Source organism: Serratia bockelmannii (assembly GCF_051803255.1).
GTDB lineage: Bacteria > Pseudomonadota > Gammaproteobacteria > Enterobacterales > Enterobacteriaceae > Serratia > Serratia bockelmannii.
Window position 1 is genome coordinate 3138639 of the sequence record NZ_CP196512.1, and the last position, 26727, is coordinate 3165365.

General features: G+C 56.5%; 6 protein-coding genes. 3 read left to right on the forward strand and 3 right to left on the reverse strand.

From position 1 onward, the window contains the following. The first annotated feature begins 112 nt into the window (after positions 1 to 112). Genes ACSJLU_RS15005 through ACSJLU_RS15015 form a run of 3 tightly spaced genes read left to right on the forward strand, consistent with a single transcriptional unit; the run spans position 113 to position 2599 of the window. Positions 113 to 1348: an MFS transporter gene (locus tag ACSJLU_RS15005; RefSeq protein ID WP_016927236.1), complete on the forward strand. Its 1236-nt coding sequence runs from the start codon at positions 113 to 115 to the stop codon at positions 1346 to 1348. A gap of 21 nt (positions 1349 to 1369) precedes the next feature. Then, the gene (locus ACSJLU_RS15010) at positions 1370 to 2134 is read left to right on the forward strand and encodes an SDR family NAD(P)-dependent oxidoreductase (RefSeq protein ID WP_380824859.1); all 765 of its coding nucleotides are present in this window, start codon (positions 1370 to 1372) and stop codon (positions 2132 to 2134) included. Between the two features lie 48 nt (positions 2135 to 2182). Further along, entirely contained in the window at positions 2183 to 2599 is a 417-nt protein-coding gene (locus ACSJLU_RS15015) for an RbsD/FucU family protein (RefSeq protein WP_049204953.1), read from the forward strand. 50 nt (positions 2600 to 2649) lie between these two features. On the opposite strand, the gene ACSJLU_RS15020 is transcribed toward ACSJLU_RS15015, so the two are convergent. The 3 genes from ACSJLU_RS15020 to ACSJLU_RS15030 form a co-directional block, all read right to left on the reverse strand. Next, complete coding sequence (locus ACSJLU_RS15020; RefSeq protein ID WP_049204955.1) at positions 2650 to 3384, reverse strand: thioesterase II family protein; 735 nt, start codon at positions 3382 to 3384, stop codon at positions 2650 to 2652. 146 nt (positions 3385 to 3530) lie between these two features. Beyond that, positions 3531 to 19577, reverse strand: coding sequence for an amino acid adenylation domain-containing protein (locus ACSJLU_RS15025; protein ID WP_380824856.1), 16047 nt, complete (start codon positions 19575 to 19577; stop codon positions 3531 to 3533). Then, entirely contained in the window at positions 19577 to 26707 is a 7131-nt protein-coding gene (locus ACSJLU_RS15030) for an amino acid adenylation domain-containing protein (RefSeq protein WP_439041000.1), read from the reverse strand. The genes ACSJLU_RS15025 and ACSJLU_RS15030 overlap by 1 nt, the downstream gene beginning before the upstream one ends. Positions 26708 to 26727: the final 20 nt, after the last annotated feature.

Consider the following 26727-nt stretch of genomic DNA (forward strand, 5'->3'; position numbering starts at 1 on the left):
GGCCGCTATTATTCCGATTAACCACATGGGAAAAACCATGATGAAAAAAACAATGCCAACGGATATTGAACGCAGCGCCATCAGGAAATTGACGCTGCATATTGTCCCCCTCATGATCTTATTGTATTTCCTGGCCTTTCTCGACCGCAACAATATGGCCTACGCCGCCAAAGCGCTGGAAGATAATCTGGGATTGACCGCCTCGGCTTTCGGCTTCGCCTCCGGGATTTTCTTTATCGGCTATTTCCTGTTTGAAATACCCAGCAACGCCGGCACCATTAAATTTGGCCCGCGTATCTGGTTCGCCAGAATATTAATTTCCTGGGGCATCTTCGCGACCCTGCTCGGTTTTGTGCGCACGCCGCTGGAGCTGTATATTTGCCGTTTTATGCTGGGCGTGTGCGAAGCCGGTTTCTTTCCCTCGGTGGTGTATTACTTCACGGTTTTCTTTCCGGAGAAATACCGCACCAAAATTCTCGGCATGTTTATCATCGTCCAGCCGCTGTCCAACGCGGTCGGCTCGCCGATTTCCGGCTTTATTCTCAATATTCAGCATGACTGGTTCGGGTTCGCCCCCTGGCAGCTGCTGTTTATCCTCGAAGGGCTGCCGCCGATCGTCATCGGCCTGCTGATCCCGTTCCTGATCAAGAACTCCCCCAAAGACGTCGGCTATCTGAACGTGGAGGAAAAAGCCTGGCTGATGAGCAACGCCGGCCGCTCCAAATCCGGCTCTAAAATCACGCTGGCTGACTTCCTGAAGGGGATTAAAAACAAGAAATACCTGCTCTACGCGCTGCTCAACTTCGGCATGGTGTGCGGCATTTATGGCTTCGGCACCTGGCTGCCGTCGATCATCAGCGCCCTCTCCGGCGGCGATATCTTCCGCGTCAGCCTACTGGCGCTCATTCCCTACGGCCTGGCCGCGCTGCTGGTCTATCCGTGGAGCCTGTGGGCCAGCAAAACCAAAAAGCTCGGCGTATTTGCCGGCCTCAGCATGGTGGTTGCCGCCATCGGCCTGATGGGGGCGGTGACGTTTTTTAAATACGACCCGCTCGTCGCGCTGTCGTTCCTGTGCATCGCCGCCATCGGTATCTACACCGCCGTGCCGCCGTTTTTATCCATGCCCGCCAATATCTCCACCGGCGCGGCTGCGGCCGCCGGGCTGGCGGTGGTCAGCTGCATCGGCAATATCGGCGGTTTTGTCGCCCCCTATGCGGTGGGCGTGCTGAACGATCTGACCGGCAGCAGCGCGCCGGGGCTGTTTTTCCTGGCCTCGTGCCTGCTGGCCACCGGGCTGATCTGCATTTTCTACTGCGCCAAACAGCGTGAAGGCGTCATCAATTCTTAACGAACCAATAAGGAGTCAATCATGGGCGATCTTGCGGGCAAAAAGGTCTTTATCACCGGAGCGGAACAGGGCATTGGCCGCGCCACTGCGGAGCGGCTGATCAAGGCCGGTTGCGACATCTATTTTCACTATCACAGCGACGAAAGCGGCCCCAAGGCGCTGGTGGCGCTGGCCCATTCTCTGGGGCAAAAAGCCGCTTACGGCTACGCCGATCTCATCGATACCGACGAAACGCTGGGCTGCGTCGCGGCCGGCGCCGAGTTTCTCGGCGGCATCGATATTCTGGTCAATAACGTCGGCGGCATCGTCGGGCGCAAATGGCTGGGCGAGATCGACCGCGCCTTCTGGCAAACCGTGATCGACGTGAACATGACCACCATGCTGAACGTGACGCAGAGCGCGCTACCGTTCCTGAAGGCGGCGGCAAACGGCGCCAGCATCGTCAACCTGGCCTCGCAGGCCGGCCGCGCCGGCGGCCACTCCGGCTCGCTGGTCTATTCCGCCACCAAGGGCGCGGTGCTCACCTGGACGCGCTCGCTGGCGGCAGAGCTGGGCGAGCACGGCATCCGGGTAAACGCGGTGGCGCCCGGCCTGATCCTCGGCACCCGCTTCCATAATCGCCACACCACCCAAGAATCGGCGGAGGAAACCGTTCGCGCCATCCCGCTGGGCCGCGCAGGCACGCCGGACGACGTGGCGCGCGCCATCACCTTTCTGGCGGCGGAATACGACGGCTTCATCTCCGGCGCCACTCTTGATATCAACGGCGGCATCTACCGCATGTAATTCAGCTGCGGGCGGCACGGCTGCCGCCCCCTATTCAGGTATCGCCTTATGATTAAATCCGCCATCATCCACCCGCCGCTGCTCGCCGCGCTGGCGCAATGCGGGCATAAAACCCAGGTGCTGATCGCCGACGGCAACTACGCCTGCATGACCCACGCGCCGAAAGACGCCACCGTGGTCTATCTGAACCTGGCGCCCGGCACGCTCGCCGCTCCGCCGATCCTGGAAAAACTGCTGGCCTGCATCAACGTGGAAAGCGCGGCGCTGATGGCCTGCCCGCCGGACTTCACCAACGCTATCGAAGCCGAATACCGGCAGCTGCTGCCTGAACATTGCCCGATCGAATACCTGCCGCGCGAGGCGTTTTACGCCGCGGTCAAATCGGATCGGACGTTGCTGGTGATCGCCTCCGGCGAACAGCGCCGCTTCGCCAACCTGCTGCTGACGGTGGCGCCGGTGGTGTGATGACGCCATTGCGTTAATGGCGGTTGTGCCCCAACCGCCATACCTGCGCTTTACGCCAGCTGCTGATTCACGATATCCGCCACTTCTTTCGGCTGATGATTGATGAAGAAATGATCCGACGAAACGGTGTGCAGACCGATATGCGCGCTTGTATAGCGCGCCCAAGCCGCCATGTCCGTCTTGGAAACAGTGCTGTCGCGGCTGCCGTGAATCAACACCAAAGGATAATTGATTGTCTTCTCCTTCAACGCCCGTTTCATATGAAAATTAATCGACAGCTCGTTGCGTATAATAGGAAAAAATAAGCTTCTGAAATCAACGTCATCCAAAATATCAGGTTGAGTTCCGCCATAACGACGCAATACTTCGGCCATTTCATCATCATCTGAATGCATCGGATCATGCTTAAAATCCGTAATGTGCGGCGGTGCTTCTGCGGCGATAAAAATTCGCGCCGGCGGTTTATCCTGAGCGATAAAACGACTCGCCAATTCAAAGGCGAATAATCCGCCATTGCTGTGACCAAGAAATGAGTACGGTTTTCCCGACATCAGGCTCGTGGCTTCTCGTTCAACCTCATCCAGAATTTTGCAGACATCATTGCACAACGCCTCTGAAAAGCGGCGCCCATTGCCGGGCAGTTGCATGGCGTACACGGACGTATTGCTATTGACGTAGTGAGAGAATGGCACGAATACCTCGGCATTTCCGGCGGCATAAGGGAAACAAAATAAAATATGCTCATCATCCCCACCGGTACCCCTTTTTATTTGCTCAAACCACATACGGCTTCCTCTGCTTTGCAAGAATATGACGCTATCCGCCACCGCGGAGAACGGGAGCGGCGTAATCAAAATCAATACCGTAGCGGGATCAGCGGGATAGTTTATCCCGCTGATTTCCCCTCAGGTATAGCGAACACGCTGCGCCATCAAGCCAGCGTCCAATGCCCTAACCACGAAGTCATTTTTTCCGCCATCATTGCCGCGCCTTCTCCCGCGTTCATCGTCAGGTGGTTCCCCGGAATCTCCTGCACCTCGAAGCGGCCCAACACCCAGGGATGCCAGAACTTGCTTTGATTTTCAGGAAAATCTGCAATCACCTCACGGTGAGAGAAAAACAGCACATCACTCATCAACGCATGCGGGTGGTAACGCTGCATCATCACGTTATGCCGTTGCCAGGTGCTCAAGTAACGAGGTAAGAACGCCGAGGAAAAGAGCGTTTCGGCCGCAGTTCCTTTGGTGATCTCAGATAAATAATGGATTTTATCCGCCATTTGGGTCATCGCCTTCCAGGCATCCCAATCAATGTCCAGTGACACCAGGCCAAATGAAAGCAGGTAGTCCAAAATCTGTTCATCCGTCATGGCCGCAGGCAGATTTCCCTGTCCTGGGGAATCAATCATCACTACCGGCAGAGACACATGTTTTCCCTCTTGGTACTGCCGCGCCATTTCAAACGCGATAATACCGCCGAACGAAGAACCGGCCAGGCAACATTCGCCTCGCTCAAGATGCGGCTCCAGCAAAGCCAGATACTCTCCCGCCAATTGTTCGATGCTCTCGAAGGCGCCCGAGCCATTCAGCAGAGGTGAACGTATGGCATAAATCGTTCTGCTGCTTCCCAAGCATTGAGCCAACTCCCGGTAGAAATAGATGTCGCCGCCGATGGGGTGGATCAACACAAGTGGCATCATCCCCTCATCCTCACCGTCGCGCAGCTTCACCAAACCGCTTTCGCCCTGAGGCTTCGCTGTCGCATGAGCCTCCAGCGATTGCGCTATTTGCACGACGCTCGGCTGTTCCATGGCCATAAGCTCAAGACGTATACCGGTCATTTTTTGCAGGCGGCCAATCAGTTGCAATGCGCTCAGCGAGTCGCCGCCCAGTTCGAAGAACCCGCGCTGTGGATCGACCGACTCACACCCCAGAACCTCGTTGAACAACATTGCCACCCGTTGTTGCATATCCCCTTGGTGCACGGCTGCCTCCGCCGGAACCGGGGCCGGCCGCGAATGAGCGGGTGAATTCATCACACCGAACCAATGCCGCTGAGGCGCGAAAGGATATGCCGGTAGACGCAAAGACGCTTGCCCCGTACACCGCCAGAAACGCTCCTGGTTGATTTCCACACCTGACATATGCAGCACGCCAACGGAACGCCACAGCATCTGCGCAGCCTGCCGCTCATCCGTAGCGTTGCGCGGTGAAGAAACGACAACGGCCGCATTCCCCAATGCCGGATGGCGCGACGCCAGCGTACTCAGAATTTGACGCGGCCCTACTTCCAGCAATACCCAGTTGTCATCGGCACGGCGTTCAAGCAAGGTACGCAGGCCGGCGTCATATTGCACCGTATGCCGCAGGTGCTGCACCCAATATTCAGGCTGACAAACCTGTTCCGCCGTTGCCCACTGGCCGGTCAAATTGGAGATAAACGGTAACTGCGGCTCGTTGAAGGCAATTTCTTGCAGTGCGGCCTTAAACTCTGCCAACACAGGCTCCAATAAACGCGAATGGAACGCGTGCGAAACCTTAACCGGATGGCAAGATACCCCTTGGGCGATCAAGCTCGCCTGCAAAGAGGCGATTGCCGACGCCGCGCCGGAAATGACACAGCTTCCCGAATCATTAACGACGGCGATATCGACGCCCAACGCGGCAGCCTGTTCGCTTACGCCCTCCGCCGACTGTTTGATAGCCAGCATCGCCCCCGGTGCGGTGTGCGCCAATAGCGCACCGCGTTTGAGCATCAACTTGAGCGCATCCTCCAGTGAAAATACGCCGGCGATACATGCGGCAACATATTCGCCCAGGCTATGACCAATCATCACCGTCGGCTCAACACCGAGGAAGCGATACCACTGCGCCAACGCATATTCATACACAAACAGCGCCACTTGAGTGATTGCGGTGTGGTGTACGCTTTCCCCGTTCGCCAATACGTCTTCCCGCGTTATTTCACCGCCCATCATCGGCTCGAGCAATGCGAGGCAACGATCGACCTCCACTTGGAATTGCGGTTCGGCGTCATATAACGCCTGTGTCATGCCGACGAATTGTGCGCCCTGGCCCGGGAACATAAAGGCCACCTGCGCCTCGAACGCAGGTCGGGCCATCGTTTCGCCCTTCTCGCGCAACCGCGCGACGACCGCTTCCCGTGAATCTCCGGATACCCACCGTTGGCATGCATAGCGGTGTCGCTGCGCCATCAGGGCATAGCCAACCGCCTCCATCGAATGCTCAGGATGCGTTGCCAAATGATCGGCCAAAGCCTCACTCATCCGTTCGAGAGCTGCGTCATCCGCCGCAGAAACGCACAGCATATTGCGCTGAGCGGACTGAGGTGCGGTTGTCGGCGTGTTCGGCGCCTGCTGAAGGATAACGTGCGCGTTGGTGCCGCCAATGCCGAAAGCGCTGACGCCGGCGGTGCGGAGCCCTGTGGCGCTTTCCCAGTTGCGGGTTTCAACATTCACATAAAACGGCCCTTCAGCCAGTTTTAATGCCGGATTCTCACGCTGCATATGTAGCGTGGGAACTAACGTGCGATGCTGCAGGCACAACGCCGTTTTAATCAAGCCGGCGATGCCTGCCGCGACATCCAAATGCCCCAGGTTACTTTTCACCGAGCCGATTGCGCAGGCGTGTTCCGCCTGTTGTCCGGCGAAGGCCGCTTTCAACCCGGCAATTTCAATAGGGTCGCCCAATGGCGTGCCGGTGCCGTGCGCTTCGACATAGGAAATGTCCGCCGGCGTGACATCGGCATCGGCCAATGCCTTGGCAATCACCGCCTGTTGACGGCTCTCGCTTGGCGCAGTGAATCCCATTTTATCCCGCCCGTCATTATTTACGGCCGACCCTTTCACAACGGCATACACAGCATCACCGTCCGCCAGCGCTTGCGCCAAAGGTTTCAGCACGACAATACCTACCCCTTGTCCTTCAATGGTTCCCGCCGCTTGCGCATCAAACGGACGGCAGTGACCATCAGGTGAGAAGATCATCCCTGGCTGGTACAGGTAACCACCGCGCGCTAATTGACCAATGGAGATGCCGCCTGCCAATGCGACCTGACAGTCGCCCGCCTGCAAGGCGCGACAAGCCTGATGAACAGCGACCAGCGAGGATGAACAAGCCGTTTGGATCGTCATCGCCGGCCCGGTCAAATTCAACTTGTACGCCGTTTTTGTCGCCAGGAAGTGGGATTGGTTATGAATCATCAACTGGTAATGATCGATCAAATCAGCCTGAGGCATGTTCGGTAGAACAACGTCTCTTTCGTAGTTGCTGTTGCCGATGGCCGCATAGACGCCGATATCACCGGCAAAGCGCTGCGGATCGCAGTTCGCATCTTCCAAAGCATGCCAGGCGCATTCCAGGAAAATTCGCTGCTGCGGATCCATCAGACGCGCTTCCTGAGCCGTACAGCCGAAGAAATCGGCGTCAAAGCGATCGATATCGTCGAGCATCCCCTGGGCGCGAACATAATGCGGATGATCCAGCAGTGCGGAGTCAACCGATGCCGCCAGCGCCTCGCGCGAGTAATGCGTAATAAACGCCTCGCCATCGCATAACCGTTGCCAGAATGCCGCCAGCGTTTGCGCGCCTGGGAAACGGCCCGCCATCCCCACAATGGCGATATCGTCCCGGGCATTGATCGGTCCAGTCGTCGGTGCCGGCGCCGCTTCATGTTGGCGACCTTCGATATGCGCGGCAATGCGGGCAATGGTCGGCAGACGGAAGAGATCTATCAGACCGATTTTTTGCTGAACCTGGTCGGGTAACATGCCATAGAGCCGGGTCAACATGATGGAGTTCCCACCCAGTTCAAAGAACGAGGTATTGACGCCCACCGCCTCGCAACCGAGCAATTCTTGCCAGATAACCTGCAACTGCTTCACCAGCGGCGTAGCGATTTCGCTCTGCGCCGCTGGAGATGCCTCACCGGCGTCAACCGACGGCAACGCACGCACATCCAGTTTGCCGTTAGCGTTCAGCGGCAAAGCAGACAACGCAATCCAATAGGCAGGCACCATATACCCCGGCAGTTGCCGACCGACGTGTTCATTCAACTGCCCGGCGTTAATTTCGCCCTGCGCCACATAATAGGCAACCAACGCCTGACCGACGTTCCCATCCCCCGCCACTTGGCATATTTGCACGGTAACCTGCAAGATCGACTCGTGCTGCAATATAACCTGCTCAATCTCGCCCTTCTCAATACGATGGCCGTGCAACTTGACTTGCTGATCCTGCCGCCCAAGGAATGCTATTTCACGATTTGGCAAAATGCGCGCGCGATCGCCGCTGCGATACCATATCCCCTCAGCAAACGACAGTGAGACAAAGCGTGAGGCGGTCAGCTCAGGCTGGTTGTGATAACCCTCGGCCACGCCGCTGCCCCCGATATAGAGCTCGCCGATGGCCCCGACAGGCAAAGGTCTGCCGGCCGGGTCCAACACCAGACAACGTTCTCCCGGTAAAGGGCGGCCTATCGTTAAAACACGATCCGTCGCGGCACGCCGATAATGTTTACCGGTTGACCAAATGCAGGTTTCCGTCGGACCGTAGACATTGACGAGCCCCGTGAAAACAGCCAGGGCCTTCTGCGCCAAATGCGGCTCAAGCTTTTCACCGCCGACCAGAAGTAAACATTCCTCGTCCCCCTGCAATACCGGTAGGACAATTTCCAGCATGCTGGGCGTTGACTGGATGAAATCGAACTTACGGCAATCCAGCCCAGTGACATGGTGAGTTCCCAAGGTAACGCAGCCGCCGCTCAATAACGGCAAACCGTATTCAAGACCGAAAATGTCGAAAACGGGGTTGGTCATGCTGTACGTTTTCAGCGCTTCCCTGCCCTGGAAGTACTGCTGCCAGAAACCTCGCAATGTGGCGAGCAGCGCCCCATGCCCCACGCTAACCCCTTTGGGTTTACCCGTCGTGCCGGACGTGTAAAGTATGTAGGCGGTCTTCTCCGCCGCAGGTGTGAACGTCGGCATCGTGGCCTGTTTGCGCCACAGCGCTTCTCCCGCGGTGCCGAACAAGGGAATAGACGGAATACCGTACTCGGCCCCTTCATCCCCAGACATCGTCAATACGGCGATAGCCTGGCTGTCACGCAGAATGAAATCGATACGCTCCTGCGGATAGTCTTTGTCCAGCGGCACATAAGCTGCGCCCAGTCGTCCTATCGCCAACAAGGCCATGACCGTCAAGACTTTGCTGTGCAGTCGCAAGGCAATAGGCGCGTGCGGCGTCTTCTCAAGGCGGCCGGCGATGAGATTGGCGAGTTGCGTCACTTCTGCGTCAAGCTGGGCGTAGCTCCAGCTGCGCTCGCCGTCACTCAGCGCCGAAGCGTCTGACCGGCTGCATGCATAGTGCGCCAACACCTGCGATAAGGTAGCGGCATTCCCCGGCGCAGGAAGCATCAAAGGTTGCTCCGGCTCACAATAAACCGGAGCTATCGCCACCGTCTCCGTACTCGCGTCTTTCGCCATGTGGCCGACGATGTCCTTTAACAGTGCCATCGCTTGCCGCATCATCGCCGCATCAAAGTACTCTGCCGCATATTCCAGCTTAATCAGCAGAACGTCCGGCTCCTCCTCCACGCTGACGACCAATGGATAATCCCTCTGCTCATTGCGACCGACGAATTGATGACGCAGTTCGCGGTGGCGGTCTTCATCAGGCTGCGGGTAATTTTCATAAATGAACAACGAGTCAAACAGGCGCTGGCCCGCAGGCTGCAGATGAGCCAGATCGACCAGGCATCGGGTATTGGCTTCATTAATATCTTGCTGCAACCGATGTGCCTGCTGAATCAGAGGCACATCGCTTTGATGCTCCACCTTCAACGGTAGCGTATTGAGGAACATGCCCAGCGTGTTTTCGATACCATTCAACGGCAGCATCCTTCCCGCCACCACGGTGCCCACCACGGTCACGGCAGCACCGGAGTAGAGTGCGAGCACCTTGTGCCAGGCGTATTGCAGCAAGGCGTTCAGGGTCATGCCTTGGCGCTGGGCAGCTTCGAGCGCGCACCGGCGCTCTTCGGCGCTCAGTTCACAGCGGCAAATCCCTGCAGCAGAGACGCTCTTAATGGCTGCTAACGCCGATGACTCCGCATCCGGACGGCGCCATCCGCTCAGATCCGGCGAGGTGTCGACCGAGCTCAGGTAGTCGCGCCAGAAATCCGTGTCCCTATCGCGATGCCGTTGAATGTAGCGCTGCACTGAAGCAAAGAGATCCGGTCTGTCCGCCGGCTCACGTCCGTGAGAAAACGCCAGGTAAGCGTCATGCAGCGCCCCCACCAGCAGCGGACTGCTCCAACCATCGAGGATGGCGTGATGTACACAGAACAGGCAAGCGAAGTGATCATCCGCCAGTTTGACCAGGCAGACACGGTACAGTCCGCTTTGTTGGAGATCGAAGCTGGCCTGCTGCTCACTTTCCTGCAGCCTGTGCAAGGCGTGTTCCCGCTCTTCAGGCGACAGATGGCTGATGTCATGGACGTGCCAAGGGAAGCGCCCTTCATGATCCACGACCTGCACGATTTCACCGCGCCAATCGAACCGCAACCGCAGGCAGGAGAACTGCTGTTGCACCCATTGCCACGCCCGCTTGAACGTCTCGGGCTCGATCGCACAGTGATAATCCCAGCGCGTAGCCACGCGATACACCCGATCGGCGTCGCCAAAGGCCAGCGAATGGTGCAACATCCCTTGCTGCAGACTATTGGCCATGAAGACCGCATCAACCGCCTGCGCATGTTGCAGCCGATCCAGATGGGGTTGCGGGAGGGCGAAATCGACATCCGATTCGGTTAACCAACGCCAGGATGGCCAATTCATTGATACCAGGCCATCTTCCAACTCTCGAATAAGCCGCTGCGTCAACCAGGCCGCGTCATGCTCCCGCAGCCGGCTTTCGACCCGCAATTCAAGACGATCGCCAACGTTCAACACGACGATATCGATCAGATGCGTCCCTTCCTGGGAGGCATGGCGATGCAGCCCCACAAAGTGGTGATCCAGCGCCCAGTCTCCCGCCGCCTCCATCTTGCCCAGGTAGTTGATGCTGATGCCGTCCTCTTTCACCACGGGCAAACCACACAGGACACCGAAGTTTTCCGCCCGCTGCGACCAACGTCTCAGATTATTTTTCACCGCGAGCAAATGCTCCCTGGCATCGCGTTGATAGCTAAAACGCACGGGATAACGACTGGTGAACCAGCCCATCGTCCTGGAGATATCCAGCGTTCGCTCATCCGCTTGCCGACCGTGCCCCTCAAACCATAGGCTAAAGGCGGTTTGTCCGGTCAAATCATACAAAACGCGGCCAACCGCCCAGGCCACCATGTCCTGCGGCTGCATGCCGAACATGGCGAGGTGCTGCATCAAGCGACAGGATGGCCCTTCTCCCCACGCAAGGGCATGACGCGTCGTCGCGGTTCCGCCCAGCGCTTGCAACGCATGAACTTCGCTGCCCGGCAATTGCCCCAGCCACTCTTCACGTTCATGAGAGGTAATTTGCGCACGTTGCCGCAGATGGTTCACCCATTGGCGATAGCTGCTGGCCTTCTCCGGCAGCGTTTCCTCTTGGCTCAGGCGTCGTAAATCGTCGACGATCACCTGCAGGCTGACCGCATCGACAATCAGGTGATGGCAAGCGACGAACACCCTGGCCTTGCCGTCCGCGTACCCTTCAAGAACGGCGAACGCGGCCAAAGGCCCGCTCTGCAGATCGAACGCCTGCTGCCAGTCGGCAAAACGCTGCAACAGCGCGGCGTCAAAATCCGGGTGGTCTTCCGGCAGCGACAATGCGCGAATGTCCAAAGCGTGGCATGGCGGCAGCGCAGCCTGCGGCTGGTAGCATTGGCGCCATTCTCCCTGGGTATCTTTTTCGAAGCGCAGATTGAACGCGTCGTGCTGCGCCACGAGGCGCGGCAACAGGCATTGCAGACGGGCCATTGTCATGCCAGGCGCCACCAACAGCCCGTACTGGTTCCACTGCTGCGGATGCGGCAGATCATGTGCCAGGAACCATTGCTGGATGGGCAGCAGCGGAACTGCGCCGCTCAAGGCCCCCGTTTCGCGCTGCACGGTCTGGATGCCGCCAACGGTTTGACGGCCGAGCAGAGTGTCGTAGAACGATGCGATGGTGCGATACGTCAGCAACTCTTTCAGCGTGACATCCAGCTGCAATTCGCGCCTTAACCGCCCCGCCATTTGGATACTGGCGATACTGTCGATACCCAACTGGAACAAATCCGCCTGGGTACTGAGTTCATCCGCCGGCACGTGCAGGATCTCGCCCCACAGCCGACACAGTTGATGTTCACGGTCGTCACGCGGCGGGCAATAAGTCGCCTGCTCTTCGGCTGCGGGTAGCGGCAAGGCGTTGCGATCCAGTTTGCCATTCGCCGTCAGCGGCAAGGCATCCAAAGCGATAAGATGCGCCGGTACCATATACTCCGGCAATTGTTCAGCCAGTCGCGAACGGAGCATTTTCTCGTCAGCGTTCGCTTCGCCGACGTAATAAGCCACCAGCATCGGTGCCGGCTGCGCCATCACCAGCGCCACGGCCTGGTGGATCCCGCCGCATTGCAGAAGCCGGCTTTCAATCTCCCCGAGCTCAATTCGATGCCCGCGCAGCTTGACCTGGAAGTCGTTGCGCCCCAGGAATTCGACATAACCTGCCGCATGCCAGCGCCCTAAATCGCCCGTCTTGTAGAGGCGTCCGTGACGAGGGTGCGAAATGAAACGCTCCGCCGTGAGCTGTGGATTTCGCCAATAATTTAATGCCACCCCCATCCCGCCAAGATAGAGCTCACCGGTCACGCCAACCGGACACATCTGTCCCTGCGGATCCAAAACATAAAGCGCCTGATGAGGCATCGCGGTGCCATAAGGGATGGAGCGCCAGGCCGGATCGATCGCCTCTATCGGGTACCAAACGGACCAAATGCTGCCCTCAGTCGCCCCGCCCAGACTGATGCAGTCAGCGTGCGGCCAAAGTGTGCGCAACGTCTCCGGCAGATTCAGCGGGATCCAATCACCGCTCATTAAAAATGCGCGCAGCCTTGGCAGTGAGCATCCCTGCCGTGCCACGGCATCGGCCAGCAGCCCGGCAAGCTGTGGAACGCTGTTCCAGACGGTGACTTCACGCTCAGCAAGCAGCGGCAACCACCGCTCCGGATCTTTTACGCTCTCTTGAGCCGGTAAGACGATCTCCGCACCGACGCTAAGCGCGCCGAAGATGTCATAGACGGAGAGATCGAAGCTCAATTCAGACAGCGCGAACAAGGCATCTTCAGCGGTCAGCGAGAGGCGTCGATTTACCGCTTGCAGCGTATTCACTGCGCCACGGTGATCGATGGTGACCCCTTTTGGCCGCCCGGTGGAACCGGAAGTGAAAATGACATAGGCCACATCGGCGGCGCTGACGTGCGGCAAGCCGAAACACGGTGGCAAAGCGGTCGCCTCATCCAGCATATCCTCGATGACCAGCAGTTGATAACCCGCTTCGCTCAGTGTCCGGATATCCACACGCGCCGACTGTGCCCGGGTCAGCCAGAGCTGTTCTACACCGGCCTGTTGTAAAATATCGGCGATGCGCCCCGCCGGCCACTCCACATGCAACGGTAGATAGCCCTTGCCGGCCTTCATGATCGCCAGACAGGCACAGACCTGGGCGTAGCTTTTTTCCGCCAATACGGCAATCAGCGGCGCAGATGAGCCCATCCCCTGCTGCGCCAACGCATCGCTGTCTTGTTTCAATTGGCCATAGGTCATGCCGATCGCCGCTTCCCCGTCATACACCGCGATCGTTTCTCGATGCCGTGCTTGCGTCGCCAACAGATCGAACGCGCTGAACAGGGTTTCTTCACTGAGAGGCTGAGTGACGGCATTTGCCCGCTGCATCATTTCTCTTTGCGCTTCAGGCAAATAGTTTTCGCATCCCACCGGCGTTTCCCAAGGCTGCTGCGCTAATAGCGAGATCAGACGGCAATAGGCGCGATTCAGATGCGCAATGGTTTCTTCATCAAACAGCTGTTCGACATAAAGCCACTTGCTCATAAAGCGGCCATCGACTTCAATAGCCTGCAGGTCGATCCAAGCCTGAGAGGTTTGCGCACACCAATATCGCTGCTCGCGCGCCTCGCTGTCTTCCAGATACGCCTGTTTATCCCAATCGCCGGTTTGTTGCCCTACGACGCCAGTGAAGACCAACGGCGACACCGCCGAATGGCGATCCAGGCCGTGCAGTTTCACCAGATCGCGCTGCACATCCAACCCGCTGTACAACGCATGCTGAATGTCGTCCCACATGCGCTTATGCGTCGTCTCGATGGTGGTGAACAGATCCTCGCCGGCATCGCGAAAGTGGAACAGGTTGGTCGAGGTAAAATCACCCAAAATGTCGTTTACGTCCTCGCAAACCGCGTAGCGGTTGAACAGCGTCATGGTAATGAGAAACTCGCTGTTGCCGGAATATCGCGCGATGAGGTAGCCATAGAGGCTCAGCAATACCGACGAGTATGAGACCTGATAATGTTGCGCTTGCCGTTTGAAATCCTGCCAAATTTGTTTGTCTATATATAGCGTATGCTCTGCAAAGCGCGGGTGTTCAACCGTGGCCGACGGCACCTTGAGCGGTAAGTTTGGCCGCAGCGGCATATCGGCCAGCTTGTCCTGCCAATAAGCGCAATCTCGTTGATACCAACGGGAAGCCTTCAGATGGGCCAGATGCTCCTGGTAGTCTTTGAAGTTCACGGTTGCCAGCGGCGGCAAGACATTTCCCCGATACAGCGCATTAAGCAGTTGATACAGCGCCAGACGGCTTTGCACATCCAGCAAAATCAGATCGAGACTGATATGCAGCACGTCGCGATCGCGCAGCCGGCTGATTTCAAAAGTGAACAACGGGAAACGGTCGACCTGATAGACCTGATGGGACAGACGCTTGCGCACGCGCGCCAGCGCGGTAGCCTCATCGTCGAGGCGCAGGTCATTCACCGCCAAGGCATAATGGCCGGCCTGCGACACCGAAATGAAGCGCTGAGTCATGCTTTCCGCGTCATACACGGTGCGCAGCACCGGACAGAGGGCGATCAATCGGTTAATCGCCAGCTCCAGACGTTCGTCATCAAGGCGCGGATACACGAACTCGTTGTAGATGTGGTTGGCGACGTTGCCGATCTCATAGTTTTCAAAGCGCCCAACCAGATAGGCTTTCTGAATCTCGGTCATGGCAAAGCAGTCGCCGTTTTCGGCACCGCCCTGCAGAGGTAAATGCTGTAAGTCGCGTTCATCCGCAACATTGATGAAATCGCCAAGGCCGTATTGGGTTCTTCCCTGCCGTTCACAGCACGCTATCAGCGTGTCTATAGCCGCCTCCCAGGCCTCCAGCAACTGTTGATTTTGCTCACCGGACAGACCGCTGACGACTTCGAGCTGCAACCGACCTTGCTCTATGTAGCTAAAGAGCGTAATACCGAAAGGCAAGCCGTTGTCAGGATGGCGCGTCTCACCGACCGGCGACATGACCAGCGCCCAATCCTTTTCATCCGGCGAAGTCAGCTGTCCCAGGTAGTTGAAACAAACATTGGGCAGCGGCAACCCTAGCTCACGGGCAAACGCGCCAAATCCTACGCCCTGATGAGGCACGCCGCGCAGTTGCGCTTTGGCCGCCTGCAAACGCATTGCCGGATCGGGAGAGGATGAGAGCGCACAGGGATAAAGTGACGTGAACCACCCGACGCAACGATGAACGTCCAGAGCGGCATCAATCTCTTCGCGTCCGTGCCCTTCAACGGTGACATGGGTCAGCTCTCCGTTAAACCAGTGAGCGAGCATGCCGTCTGCACACGCCAGCAAACATTCGTCGACTTTCGCATTGAAGGCACGTAAACCCTCGGTTTGCAGCGCCTGCGTCACTTTTATTGATAACGCGAGGCGGCTGCATGCCATCGTAGCGCCGCGCGCAGCCGGCAACGCAACGGGGCGGTAGTCCGCCATCCTGGCCCGCCAGTAAGACGCCTCTTCCGCGTGATTGGCACAATATTGCTCGAAGTGCTCAGTCCACTGACGATAACTCGTTCCCTTATCTCCAAGGCTTTCACCGTGGTAGGCGTTCGCCAGATCGCGGGCCAGAATGCCCCAGCTGACGCTATCGAGCACCAAATGGTGGCAAGCGCAGAAAATACGGGCTCGCCCCTCGTCGAACCCCGTGACATAACCAAAACGATAAAGCGGCCCGTCGGCCAGATCGATATCGCTTTGCCATTCGGTCAGCACGGCGGACAGGGCCTCTTGCCATTGCGGTGCCGAGCGTTCGACATGATGACACCGCAGTTCGATGGCGTCCGTCATCGGTTGATAGCCTTGGCGCCAATGCGACGAATCCTCAGACGTAAACGTCAGGCGTAGCGCATCGTGATGTTGAATCAATGCGTGCAGCGCTTCGCGCAGGCGTTCGACGTCCAGCGCCGGCACATCCAGCAGAAACGCCTGGTTCCAATAACTCGGATAAGGGAATGCGCAGTCAAAGAACCAGCGTTGGACAGGCAGCAGCGGCAGCTCGCCAACCAATACGCCCTGCTCCCGTTTGCCTTCAATCATCACCTGCTGCTGATGCTGAGCGAGACGTAAATGGAGTGCATGCACGGTTTTGCTGGCGAACACGTCTTTCACCCGGATCGATACGCCCATCGCCTGGCGCAATTTGCTCACCAGCTTGATCGCCATGATGCTGTCCAGCCCCAACTGATACAGGTTAGCCTCACAGCTGAAATGCGCTTCATCGATCCCCATCATTTCCGCAACAATGGCGGCGATCTGCGCTTCCCTCTCCGACTGCGGTGCGACACGTTCCTGTACGACCGGCAGAGACGGTTCAGGAAGCGCACGCCGATCCAGTTTGCCATTCACCGTGACGGGCCATTCTTTCAACCAGATAAAGGTCTCCGGCACCATGTACTCGGGCAAGGCGGCGGCAAGAAAGTGTTGTAGCGTCGCCTCCGGCAACGGTGCCTGCGCCGTGTAATAGGCCACGAGGCGGGGATGGGGCTGTTGATAAACCAGCGCTACCGCCTGGCGCACCAAGTCAAACGCTTCGAGACGCTGGGCGATTTCACCCAACTCAATGCGATATCCGCGTATTTTCACCTGAAAATCATTGCGGCCAACATAAACGATTTGCCCATCATTCCGCTGATACACCAAATCACCGGTTTTATACAAACAGGCATAGTCATCCGCCCGCTCATCCCATTCGGTGCAATACGGATTGACGATGAATTTCTCCGCCGTCAGCGCCGCTTTATTCAGATAGCCGCGCGCCAGTCCGACGCCGGAAAGGTAGAGTTCACCCACCGCACCGGGCGGCAAAAGCCGCTGCCCTTTGTCCAGGACCAACACTTTCATGTTATCAATCGGCCGCCCGATCAGGACGTTATCTATATCCGGATCGTTACAGTCGAAATACAGCACATCGATGGAGGCTTCGGTTGGCCCATAAAGATTGTGCAGGGCGATATGAGGCAAACACTGCTTAATCCCTTTGACCTGGGTCAGTTTGAGCTCTTCACCGCTGCAGAACACGTAGCGCAAGCTCGGCAAGCTGACGTTTCGATCGCGTTGAATGCCCTGTAATGTCTCGGTAAAAGCCGCCAGCATGGATGGCACAAAATGCAGTACGGTGATGGTTTCGCGCTCGATCAGCTCAATCAGATAATCCGCGTCCTTGTGGCCATCCGGATCGGCAAAAACGATGTTGGCGCCGTAAAGAGAGGCCCAAATCAGTTCCCATACGGAGACGTCAAAAATGTACGGCGTTTTTTGTAACACCCGATCGGCTGCCGTCAGCGGATAGGATTTATTCATCCATTGGATACGGTTGATCAAACCGCGGTGCGTGCACATCACGCCCTTGGGCTGCCCTGTGGTCCCGGAGGTATAGATGACATAGGCCAGATCGTTCGGTGATATCTGACGCGCCATGTTTTCATCGCTCAACAACTCAAGCTCGTGGCGCAGCGATTCATCATCCAACACCACCAGCCGCCGCCCTGGCGCCGCCACCCGGTGTCGGTAGGCCTGATGGCAGATAATTACGTCGGCCCGGCTATCCTGTAGAATGTAATCGAGACGATCGTCGGGGAATGCCGGGTCGACAGGCAAATAGGCGGCCCCCAATTTCAGGATCGCCCAAATACCGACCAACAGCTCGACGCTGCGATCCAGACACAGCGCAACGCAGGCGCCATGCCCCACCCCACGTGACGATAAGGCGGCCGCCAACTGATTGGCTTGTAGATTCAACTGGCGATACGTCAATTGCCGATGCCGATCCGCACAGGCGATATTGTCCGGCGTCAGCGCTACCTGCGCTTCCAATAAAGACGCGATATGCTCATCTTCTGAATAATCGCAGCGCGTGTCATTCCATTCAGACAGCACCTGCCGACGCTGGGCTGGCGTGATTAAATCGATTTGTTCGAGCGGCGTCTCCCAGGATTGCCGATCAAACTGGCCCAGCGCATAAACTAACGCCTCGAGAATATTGCGAACGTAGTCCTCTTCGTAACGATTCTCCGCCGCGGTTAACGTGAAATCGATTTGACCGTCTCGTTGAGCGGCAAATAAGGACATGCCAAACTTTTCCGCCAGATCGGGATAAGGCTCCAGACGATATTCCACGCCGGGGACGGCGATATCGCCGTTTTCAAAGTTATGGAAGGTAAATAGCAGCTGAACCAGTTCATTGATGCGCACCGCGCCACCGTCGATCTCCGGCGCCAAGTGCCCAATGTTCACCCACGGATGTTCCTGCAACTGCAAAATATCGTGCTGAATGCTTTTGACATTGCTCAACACGCTTTGGTCTGCGCGCAATGCGGCGATGACCGGCAGGGTGCTGATAAACGGCCCAATGGCGCGGCTGAACGCCTCGGGGCGATTCATCACTGTCAGTCCAATAGGGAAATCGCTGTCCTGGCCGCTAAAGGTCCGTAATACATGGGCGAACGTCGTAAACAACAGAGAATAGAGCGTCAGTCCCCGTTCGCCGCATGCCTGCGTCAAACGCTCGACAACCTCCGACGTCAATCCTGCCTGCACGGCAAAGGCACGATTCTCCACGCCAGAGAGATGGCGCTGTCGCAATGCCGGCGGTTCCGCCTGATTCAAACGGGCGGCCAACGATGTTCTGAACGCCTGAACATCATCTTGCCGCACCCGCCACTGTTGATATGCGGAGTAATCCAGGTACCCCGCTTCAGGCTGCGCCGATACAGACGGTGTGGCGTACGCACTCAACAGTTGATGAGCAAAATGCTGGACGGAAGGGGCATCAGACAGCATATGATGGTGAACGCACGCCAAAACGGCCTCTTGCGTCTCAGCCCGCACCAGCAGCACAAAGCGCGCAAACTGCCCTTCCGGCATAGGGAAGGTTTGTTGTGCCAACGCCCGTTTCTTACTTTCCAGCTCGGACCAGGAAATCCTTTCTACTTCCAGTGCAAACTGCTCAGGCGCCAGAAAAACGCGCTTCATATCGCTATCAATCGACTGACGCAACAGGGGCTGATGCCGTAAAAAGGTTTGCAGCGCGTTTCGCAACCGCGCGATATCCACCTGCGGCAATCCAATGAACAAAGGTACCGTATAGGTATACGGCAAGCCGTCGATGTCGCTTTGCAGATACATGCCTTGCTGAATTGAGTCCAGCGCAAGTGGCCAGCTACTTGGCGGTAGCCTCAGAAAAGACGTTTCCTTCGCGAGTTGTTCGCTGGTCACGCCATTGTCCTGTAACAGCGTCAACAATTCGTCTTTGCGTGCCGCCACTTCAGCCTTCAGATCGGCATCAAAGCCGATATCCTTGTCGACAGAAAAACCCAACCGATCGTCCGCTTTAGCCCACAATAAAATGTTATTTTTTTTCAGGTTGTTCAATAAATCCGTCAACATCATTACAGCGCCCCTTCTTCTCTGCCGTTGCCACAAGGTTGCCCGGCGACCCACGCCGCCATTTCCTGAATCGTATTGTTGTTGTAGAGGTCTTCCAGACGCATCTCGGTTCCCGTCGCGAGGTTGATCTTGCGTACCAGTCGCATAGCCAGAAGCGAATTCCCCCCTTGAGTGAAGAAGCTTTGGTCACAACCGATTCGCTCTTCACGCTTGTCCAGAAGCTCCGCCCAAAGTCGGCGCATCCGTATCTCATCATCGCTGCGCGGAGCCAGACATTCGCTGTGCTTGACGACTTTCGGCAAGCGTGATGTATCGACCTTACCGTTGTTAGACAAGGGGATTTCCGGGATCAAAGTAACGTGCTGCGGCAACATATAGTCCGGCAAACGACGCGCCAAATGCCGTCTGATCGCCTGGGTCATCGAGACAGTGAGCGCAGGAACGTCAAAGACCGGTTCATCCTCGGCCCGCGCATACCCTATCGCCATGCTGCACAACGTGTCCTCGGCCGGCGTGACGCCAAGAATGCAGCCGCCAATTCGCCGCTGGGCGGCGAGCGCGCCAAATCGCTGCATCATCCAGCCACTGGCCTGATAATGGCACGCGTTCTTAGCGCCATGGGCCTGCAACAACACCTGAGACGACTGCAACACCCCGTACACGTCTGATGATTCGGCCAGCACGGAGGTCTCACCGAGGCAATAGTGTCGCCCTGACGCGCGAGCGACATAGGTTCCCCCCTCGTTTTCCATCACGCTGAAATCGACGCTGACTTGCGGTGGTGAAGTGACGGCGCAAACGCCGAGGTGGATCCGACACGCTAATGCCCCCTCGTCAGGTGAAACGGCGTCAGCAGGCTTGACGTAATAAGCGACGCCCAAAGACTGGAGATGCTCAGTCAGCAAGGCCAACATGTGGCCGACTTCTATCTGCGCCAAAGCGAATGCGCGCTCGGCATATAACGCGGTGATGGTTTCCCACCGAACCACCAAGTCCAGATAAGGCCCGGTGTGTTCTCCCGACGCTTCTGCCTGGTACAAATGCTGTTCCAGCGGATGGTAGTAGTAATAACCCGCGGCATATTCTCCCATCGCCGCCGGGAGCCCGAGATACACTTGCACCGCATAGAGGCTGCTGGCCGAAGGATAGCGATATTTTGGCAACGCGCGCTGCGGCGAACGGAAAGCGGCGCATACGGCCAACAGCCCGGCCAAAGACGCAGGCGGCAGCGCGCTTCCCTCTTGCGCCATCTGTTGCGTCAACCACCCCGGCAGCGCTTCGTACAGACTGCTGATGGTTTCGGCGGATAACGCCTCCGCGGTAAACTGGCGCGTGCTCTTGCGGGCACGGTAAACCGCTTCATCCAGCGGATAGGGTATCGCTCGCGAAGGTTGCAGATCTTGACGTAACGCCGGCAGCGAAAGCACGAATGCGTCGCGGTTAGCAAAATAGAGCGGCACCGGCTGTTGCGCCTCGGGAACAACGTAAGCCATGAGGTCACCCTCGCTGAGCCGCACGATCGTCTGCCGGATCCCAGGTAATTGGCTCAAGTTATTCTCGATATCCTCCAGCTCCACGCGATAACCGTTAAGCTTGACCTGGGCATCTCTTCGGCCGAGGAACTCGATATAGCCTTCCGCCGACCAGCGACCCAGATCGCCGGTTTTGTACAGGCGTCCATAGGTTGGATGATAAATGAAGCGTTCTCGAGTCAGCGTTTCAGCCTGCCAATATCCCTGAGCAACGCCGAGCCCACCGATATGTATTTCTCCGGTTACGCCGAAAGGACAAGCACTCCCCCACTCATCCAGCACCCACATCTGTTGATTCGGCATGGCGACGCCATAAGGAATGCTTTTCCACCTCGCGTCTACCCGATCGATTTCATGCCAAATGGACCAGATGCTGCCCTCCGTCGCGCCCCCCAGGCTCACCATCTTGCTGTCTGGCGATTGGGTTTTCAGGCGATGAGGCAAATTGAGCGGCAACCAATCGCCGCTCAACAGGAACAGCCGTAACCGGGTTAGCGCCTGCGTCGCAGGTTCGACTTCGTCAACCAGCAGGCCCGCTAATTGCGGCACCGAGTTCCAGAGGGTCACGTTATGTCGGCGCAGCGCGGCCACCCAAGCTTGCGGCGCTTTGGTCTCTCGCTGGGAAGGGATCACCACACCGCCCCCCACGGCCAACAAGCCAAACAGATCGTAAACGGACAGATCAAAGCTCAACTCGGACAGCGCCAGTATCCGGTCTTCCCGGCCGACCGACCAACGTTGGTTAACAGCCAGGATGGTATTGACCGCCCCCTGGTGATCGATCGCTACCCCTTTCGGTTTACCGGTAGAGCCAGAGGTAAAAATAATGTAGGCCAGATCGTCAGCCCTGACGATCGGCCAGGCAACCTCCGTCGACGCACGTTCCTGCGCCGGCGCCACTATCTCGTCGAACACCAAAATCGTGATATCCGAAGGCAACGCCGACAGCTCATGTGCCAGGTCATGACGCTGCTGAGCAGAGAGCAGCAAGATATCGCACCGGGCTTGCTGCAGAATGTCGCGTATGCGCTCCCATGGCCATTCGATGTGCAACGGCAGATAAGCGCCGCCGCTTCTCATGATCCCAAGGGTTGAGACGGCCTGCGCATACCCTTTCTCCAGCAGAATAGCGGTAATACGTCCCTTTTCGCCCTTGGTATGCCGCAATAGCGCACGCCCCAGCGTGTTGCTGTCCTGTTCCAGCCTGGCGTAGGTAAAGTGGCGTTCGCCTTCGGTTTCGATCACCGCAATGCGCTCGGCCGTTTGCGGCGTTTCCAGACTGGAAAGGAACAACCCGTGCAGCGTTTGCTCCGACACCGTACTTTGCGTGGCATTCCAGCGCATGACCGCTTCCGCATGTTCCGCCGGCAGTTCAGGCTGCGGGAATGACATGGTTTCCCAATCGTGTTCTGCCACCCATCGAATCAGAGAACAATAGCCTTCGTGCATGGCCTTGATGGTTTTCTCATCAAATAATTGTTCGACATAATCCCACTCGGCAACGAACCCTTCATCGTTTTCGTAGGCTTTATGGTCGAGCCACACCTGAGACGTTTGGGAGATTGCGTATTGAACGCCGCGATATCCTTCATTAAGCGGCAATTCAAACATGCTCGCTTTATTGTTCATGCCAAGCACGCTGGTCAGCACCACCGGCGCGATAACCGTATTGGCGGGCAGATTCCGCCGCTGTTTCAATAAACGCTGTACGTCAATGCCGTCAAATAAATTATTATCGACGTCATTAAGCAAGGTGCGGTGGATAGCCGATAGCTGTTCGCTCATCGCAACGCCATTTTGACGTTGGTAATTGAACAGGCTTAAAACGGTAAAATCGCCAATAATTTGCTCGACCTGAGAATGTAACGGCAAACGGTTGAACAGCGTTAAATTAAGGCAAAGGCTCTCTTGACCAGACCAATAACATAACGTTCTGCTGTAGAGCTCAAGGATCAGAGCGGTCGGACTAATATTGAAGCGCTGGCATTTGTCGACGATCTTTTGCCAACTCGACATGGATATCGTCGCAGACAAACGCCGGAAGCTCGGCTTATCGATCCTGGCGGGATGCGCGGCCAGCGGCAATCCGACCTCCAGCGTATAATCATCGATTTTCTGCAGCCAATATTGCTGCGCCCGCTCAAATAATGCGCTGCCGCGCAGGCGCTCGTACTGCAGCTGATAATCGCGGTAGCTGATATCCAGCGGCGGCAGCGCCAGATTTTCGTCGTGATATAACGCAATCCACTCGCCGAATAATATTTCAAAACTGGTCATGTCAATGATAATGGCATCAAAGCTGACATGCAGAAGGTATTTCCCTTGATACTCGCTCAGGAAAATATCGAACAGCGGATAACAATCCGGTTTGTAAACCTTGTGCGAGTACTCGGCGCGCAAAGCCAATAGCTCGTCTTCATTTCTCAGGGGGTGGTAGCCTATTTTGTAATGTGCTGCCGCACTTAAAAATCGCTGTTCTCCCTCTTCAAATACGGTGCGCAACGCAGGATGGCGTGCAATAAGTTGATTATAGGCACGCTCCAATTTTTCGTGATCAATATGGTCGAAAACAAATTCATTATAAATATGGGTAGAGACCTCGCTGAGATCGAAACTTTTCATTCGTCCCAGATAATAAGATTGCTGAACATTATTCAGCGGGAAAGGATGGTACAGATGGGTCTCATCACATTGTGCAATCTGGTAGTCTTGGTAAAGAAAACTGCCGCGCCCGGCGGCCACCAATGGCGTTAACCTGGCCACATTTTTTCTTTCGAAAATATCTTTAACTTTCAGATCGCACTGAAGCGTACCGTTTATGCGATTTACCAAGCGAATGGCCGACAGGCTGTTGCCTCCCAAAGCAAAAAAGTCGTCGGTAATGCCGATTCGTCCGCTTTCGCTCCCCAATACATCCTGGAATAGCTGGCACAGGCATCGCTGGAACTCGTTTCCCGGCGCTACGTAATGCGCTTTATCTTGCGCTTGTACCTGCGGCAAGGCTTTACGATCCACTTTGCCATTCATATTCAAGGGGATCTCAGGCAGGTACATATAAGCGCTGGGGAGCATGTAGTCCGGAAGCAGCGTCACCAGATAATCCTGCAGTTGCTGGCGTGCCACCGGCGATTTGGCCTGATAATAGGCAACCAGGAACGCCTGTTGTTCTTCCTTGGCCGGCTGTAAATTTACAACAACCTGCTGCATCCCTGGGTAGGTTCGCAAAACCGACTCTATTTCACCCAGTTCGATCCGATGTCCCCGCAATTTTATCTGGTTATCCCATCGGCTGAGGTATTCAAATCTGCCGTCGGGCAAACAACGCACGCGATCGCCCGTCTTGTACATGATGCGACCGAACCAGGCTGACGGCGTGCTGGAACATATGTTCGGCAAAAAGCTTGCTTGCGTCTGACGCGCATTGCCGTAGTAACCGCGCGCAACACCCAACCCCGAAATATACATTTCCCCGATCACGCCGGGAGGAAGTAAACGCCGCCGTTCGTCCAAGATAAAGCACTGGGTATTCGCCAGCGGGCGCCCAATGGTGACGCTATCAACCCCAGGCAACAGTTCATCCGCGGTAGACCAAACCGTCGTTTCGGTTGGCCCATACACATTCCACGCACGCTCGGTGTTTTCTGACAACCAACGCGCCACCGCATGCGGCACCGCTTCCCCCCCGCACAATGCCCGAACGGGTAGCGTTGTCTCGGCATATTGCTGCGCGACCTGATGCCAAAAAGAAGGCGTCCCCTGCATCAGGCTCACGGAATGACTCGCGATAAAGTGCGGCAAGTCATTATTCGCCAACAACGTCTTCTGGTCGGTTAATACCACCGTGGCGCCAAACATGAGCGGCATAAATATTTCCAGAGTTGAAATATCAAATGCCAACGTCGTGATCGCCAGAAAACGATCCTGATGCGTCACAGACATGCGTCGAGAAATATCGCTGGCGATATTCACAAAGCTGCGATGTTCTACGGCAACCCCTTTAGGCTTACCTGTCGTTCCCGAGGTGTAAATAATATAGGCCAATGCTGAAGCCTCAGCCTGGGAGGGGAATTCGTTGCAACCGTCGGCCCCAGCGAAAGGAGAAGCGGCATATTCACGCCAATCCAAATAACTCAGCCCTTGCGGCAGGCTGCCAGCTGACTGAGCATGCGCACCGATGATTAACGCCGGCTGGGCATCGGCCAAAATAGAATAGGTCCTCACTACGGGCGCATTTTTGTCGATCGGAATATAGGCGCATCCCAGCTTAAGCACGGCCATCAGGCATACTGCCAACTCCGCCTCACGCGGCATCATCAAGGCAATTTTGTCGCCTGCCGCTACCCCATATTGCCGTTGCAGATAGTCGGCCAGGCGACTGGCCTGTTGCTGCAGCATTCGATAACTGAGCGTTTCATTTTTCGTTATCACTGCAGGGTGATCGTTAAGCGCCCTTGCCTGTTGTTCAAACATCCCGACGATAGTCTGTCTCGGATATTCACATTGCGTGGCATTAATTTTCGCATAATAACGTTGGTAGCTATTTTCAGACACGCCGGTCAACGCATCTATATCCCCTTCATTACGCATGAATGTGGCGAGCGCCGCCATAAACTCATCGATATTTGCGGCTACAACGTCGAAAAAGGGGTTTTCGCCGTAAAATTGCAAACTGAGCGTACAGCGCGTGCTGTTCCATACGATCCTGATCGGGGCCGCTGCCGCGTCGACATCCCCCTCATCCATGATGACATCTACACCAACCACAGATAAAAAACGGCCGTCATGATGGGATTCGTAGAATGGGTTCGCCGGGTCCCCCTGCAGTACCCGCACTAACCAAGGAGAGAGCTCGGCGTATGTTTCCGTTCCGTTGAGTAACCGTAATACTTTGCTGCTGCGTTGCCTATCTTGCAATTGCAGAGCATAAAGCCCAGGCCGCCGTGCGTTGAGCAGAAACTGCAACTGGAAAGCCAACAGCAAAGCCTGTTGCGGCTGCGCAACGCCATCGATGGTCCGTTGAACCACTGCAGCATCGTTAACGGCAGACACTTCATCCCTCAGGTTGAAGCAGCCATAACGCGGTTCATCGTTTTCCAGCGCTCGCTGCTCTTGCTGTACCCTCTGCTGGGCAACCAGCCAATCCGTAACTCGGTTTGGCCCTTCAGGCAGAGCAATATCCAGATCTTTCGCCTCACGGCTGAGCATGACCACGCCATCGATGAACAACTCGCCCAACACCGTCTGCGACAACGCTCGGCGGGCTTCCCGCCACGGCAGCTCACGCTCAGCTAACGCCCTGATATTCCCGTCTTCTTCAGCATGAATCTGGAACAACACATTTTGTCGATCGGCGAAAACGGCTAACCGGACGATGGGGCCTCTCACCGAGGCGCTTTCTTCGAGACAGAGCTCATAGTCGATACGCTGATCGCCAACGTCGGAATAGCAAAAGAGGTTGTGCTGCGAACCTGTCCAGCGCGTTCGCTCAGCGTCGCTCAGACCGATTAAGTAGACAAAGTGGCCGGCATCCAGCAAGTAACGGACAATATGGCTGCGCAACGGTTCTACGGTGTGGTTGACAAGAATGTTCAGAATCTTCATGGATATTACTCTTTTGGGTT

Coding starts and splice junctions, on each gene's coding strand:
- ACSJLU_RS15005 (WP_016927236.1), top strand. CDS start 113: ATGATCTTATTGTATTTCCTGGCCTTTCTCGACCGCAACAATATGGCC.
- ACSJLU_RS15010 (WP_380824859.1), top strand. CDS start 1,370: ATGGGCGATCTTGCGGGCAAAAAGGTCTTTATCACCGGAGCGGAACAG.
- ACSJLU_RS15015 (WP_049204953.1), top strand. CDS start 2,183: ATGATTAAATCCGCCATCATCCACCCGCCGCTGCTCGCCGCGCTGGCG.
- ACSJLU_RS15020 (WP_049204955.1), bottom strand. CDS start 3,384: ATGTGGTTTGAGCAAATAAAAAGGGGTACCGGTGGGGATGATGAGCAT.
- ACSJLU_RS15025 (WP_380824856.1), bottom strand. CDS start 19,577: ATGATGTTGACGGATTTATTGAACAACCTGAAAAAAAATAACATTTTA.
- ACSJLU_RS15030 (WP_439041000.1), bottom strand. CDS start 26,707: ATGAAGATTCTGAACATTCTTGTCAACCACACCGTAGAACCGTTGCGC.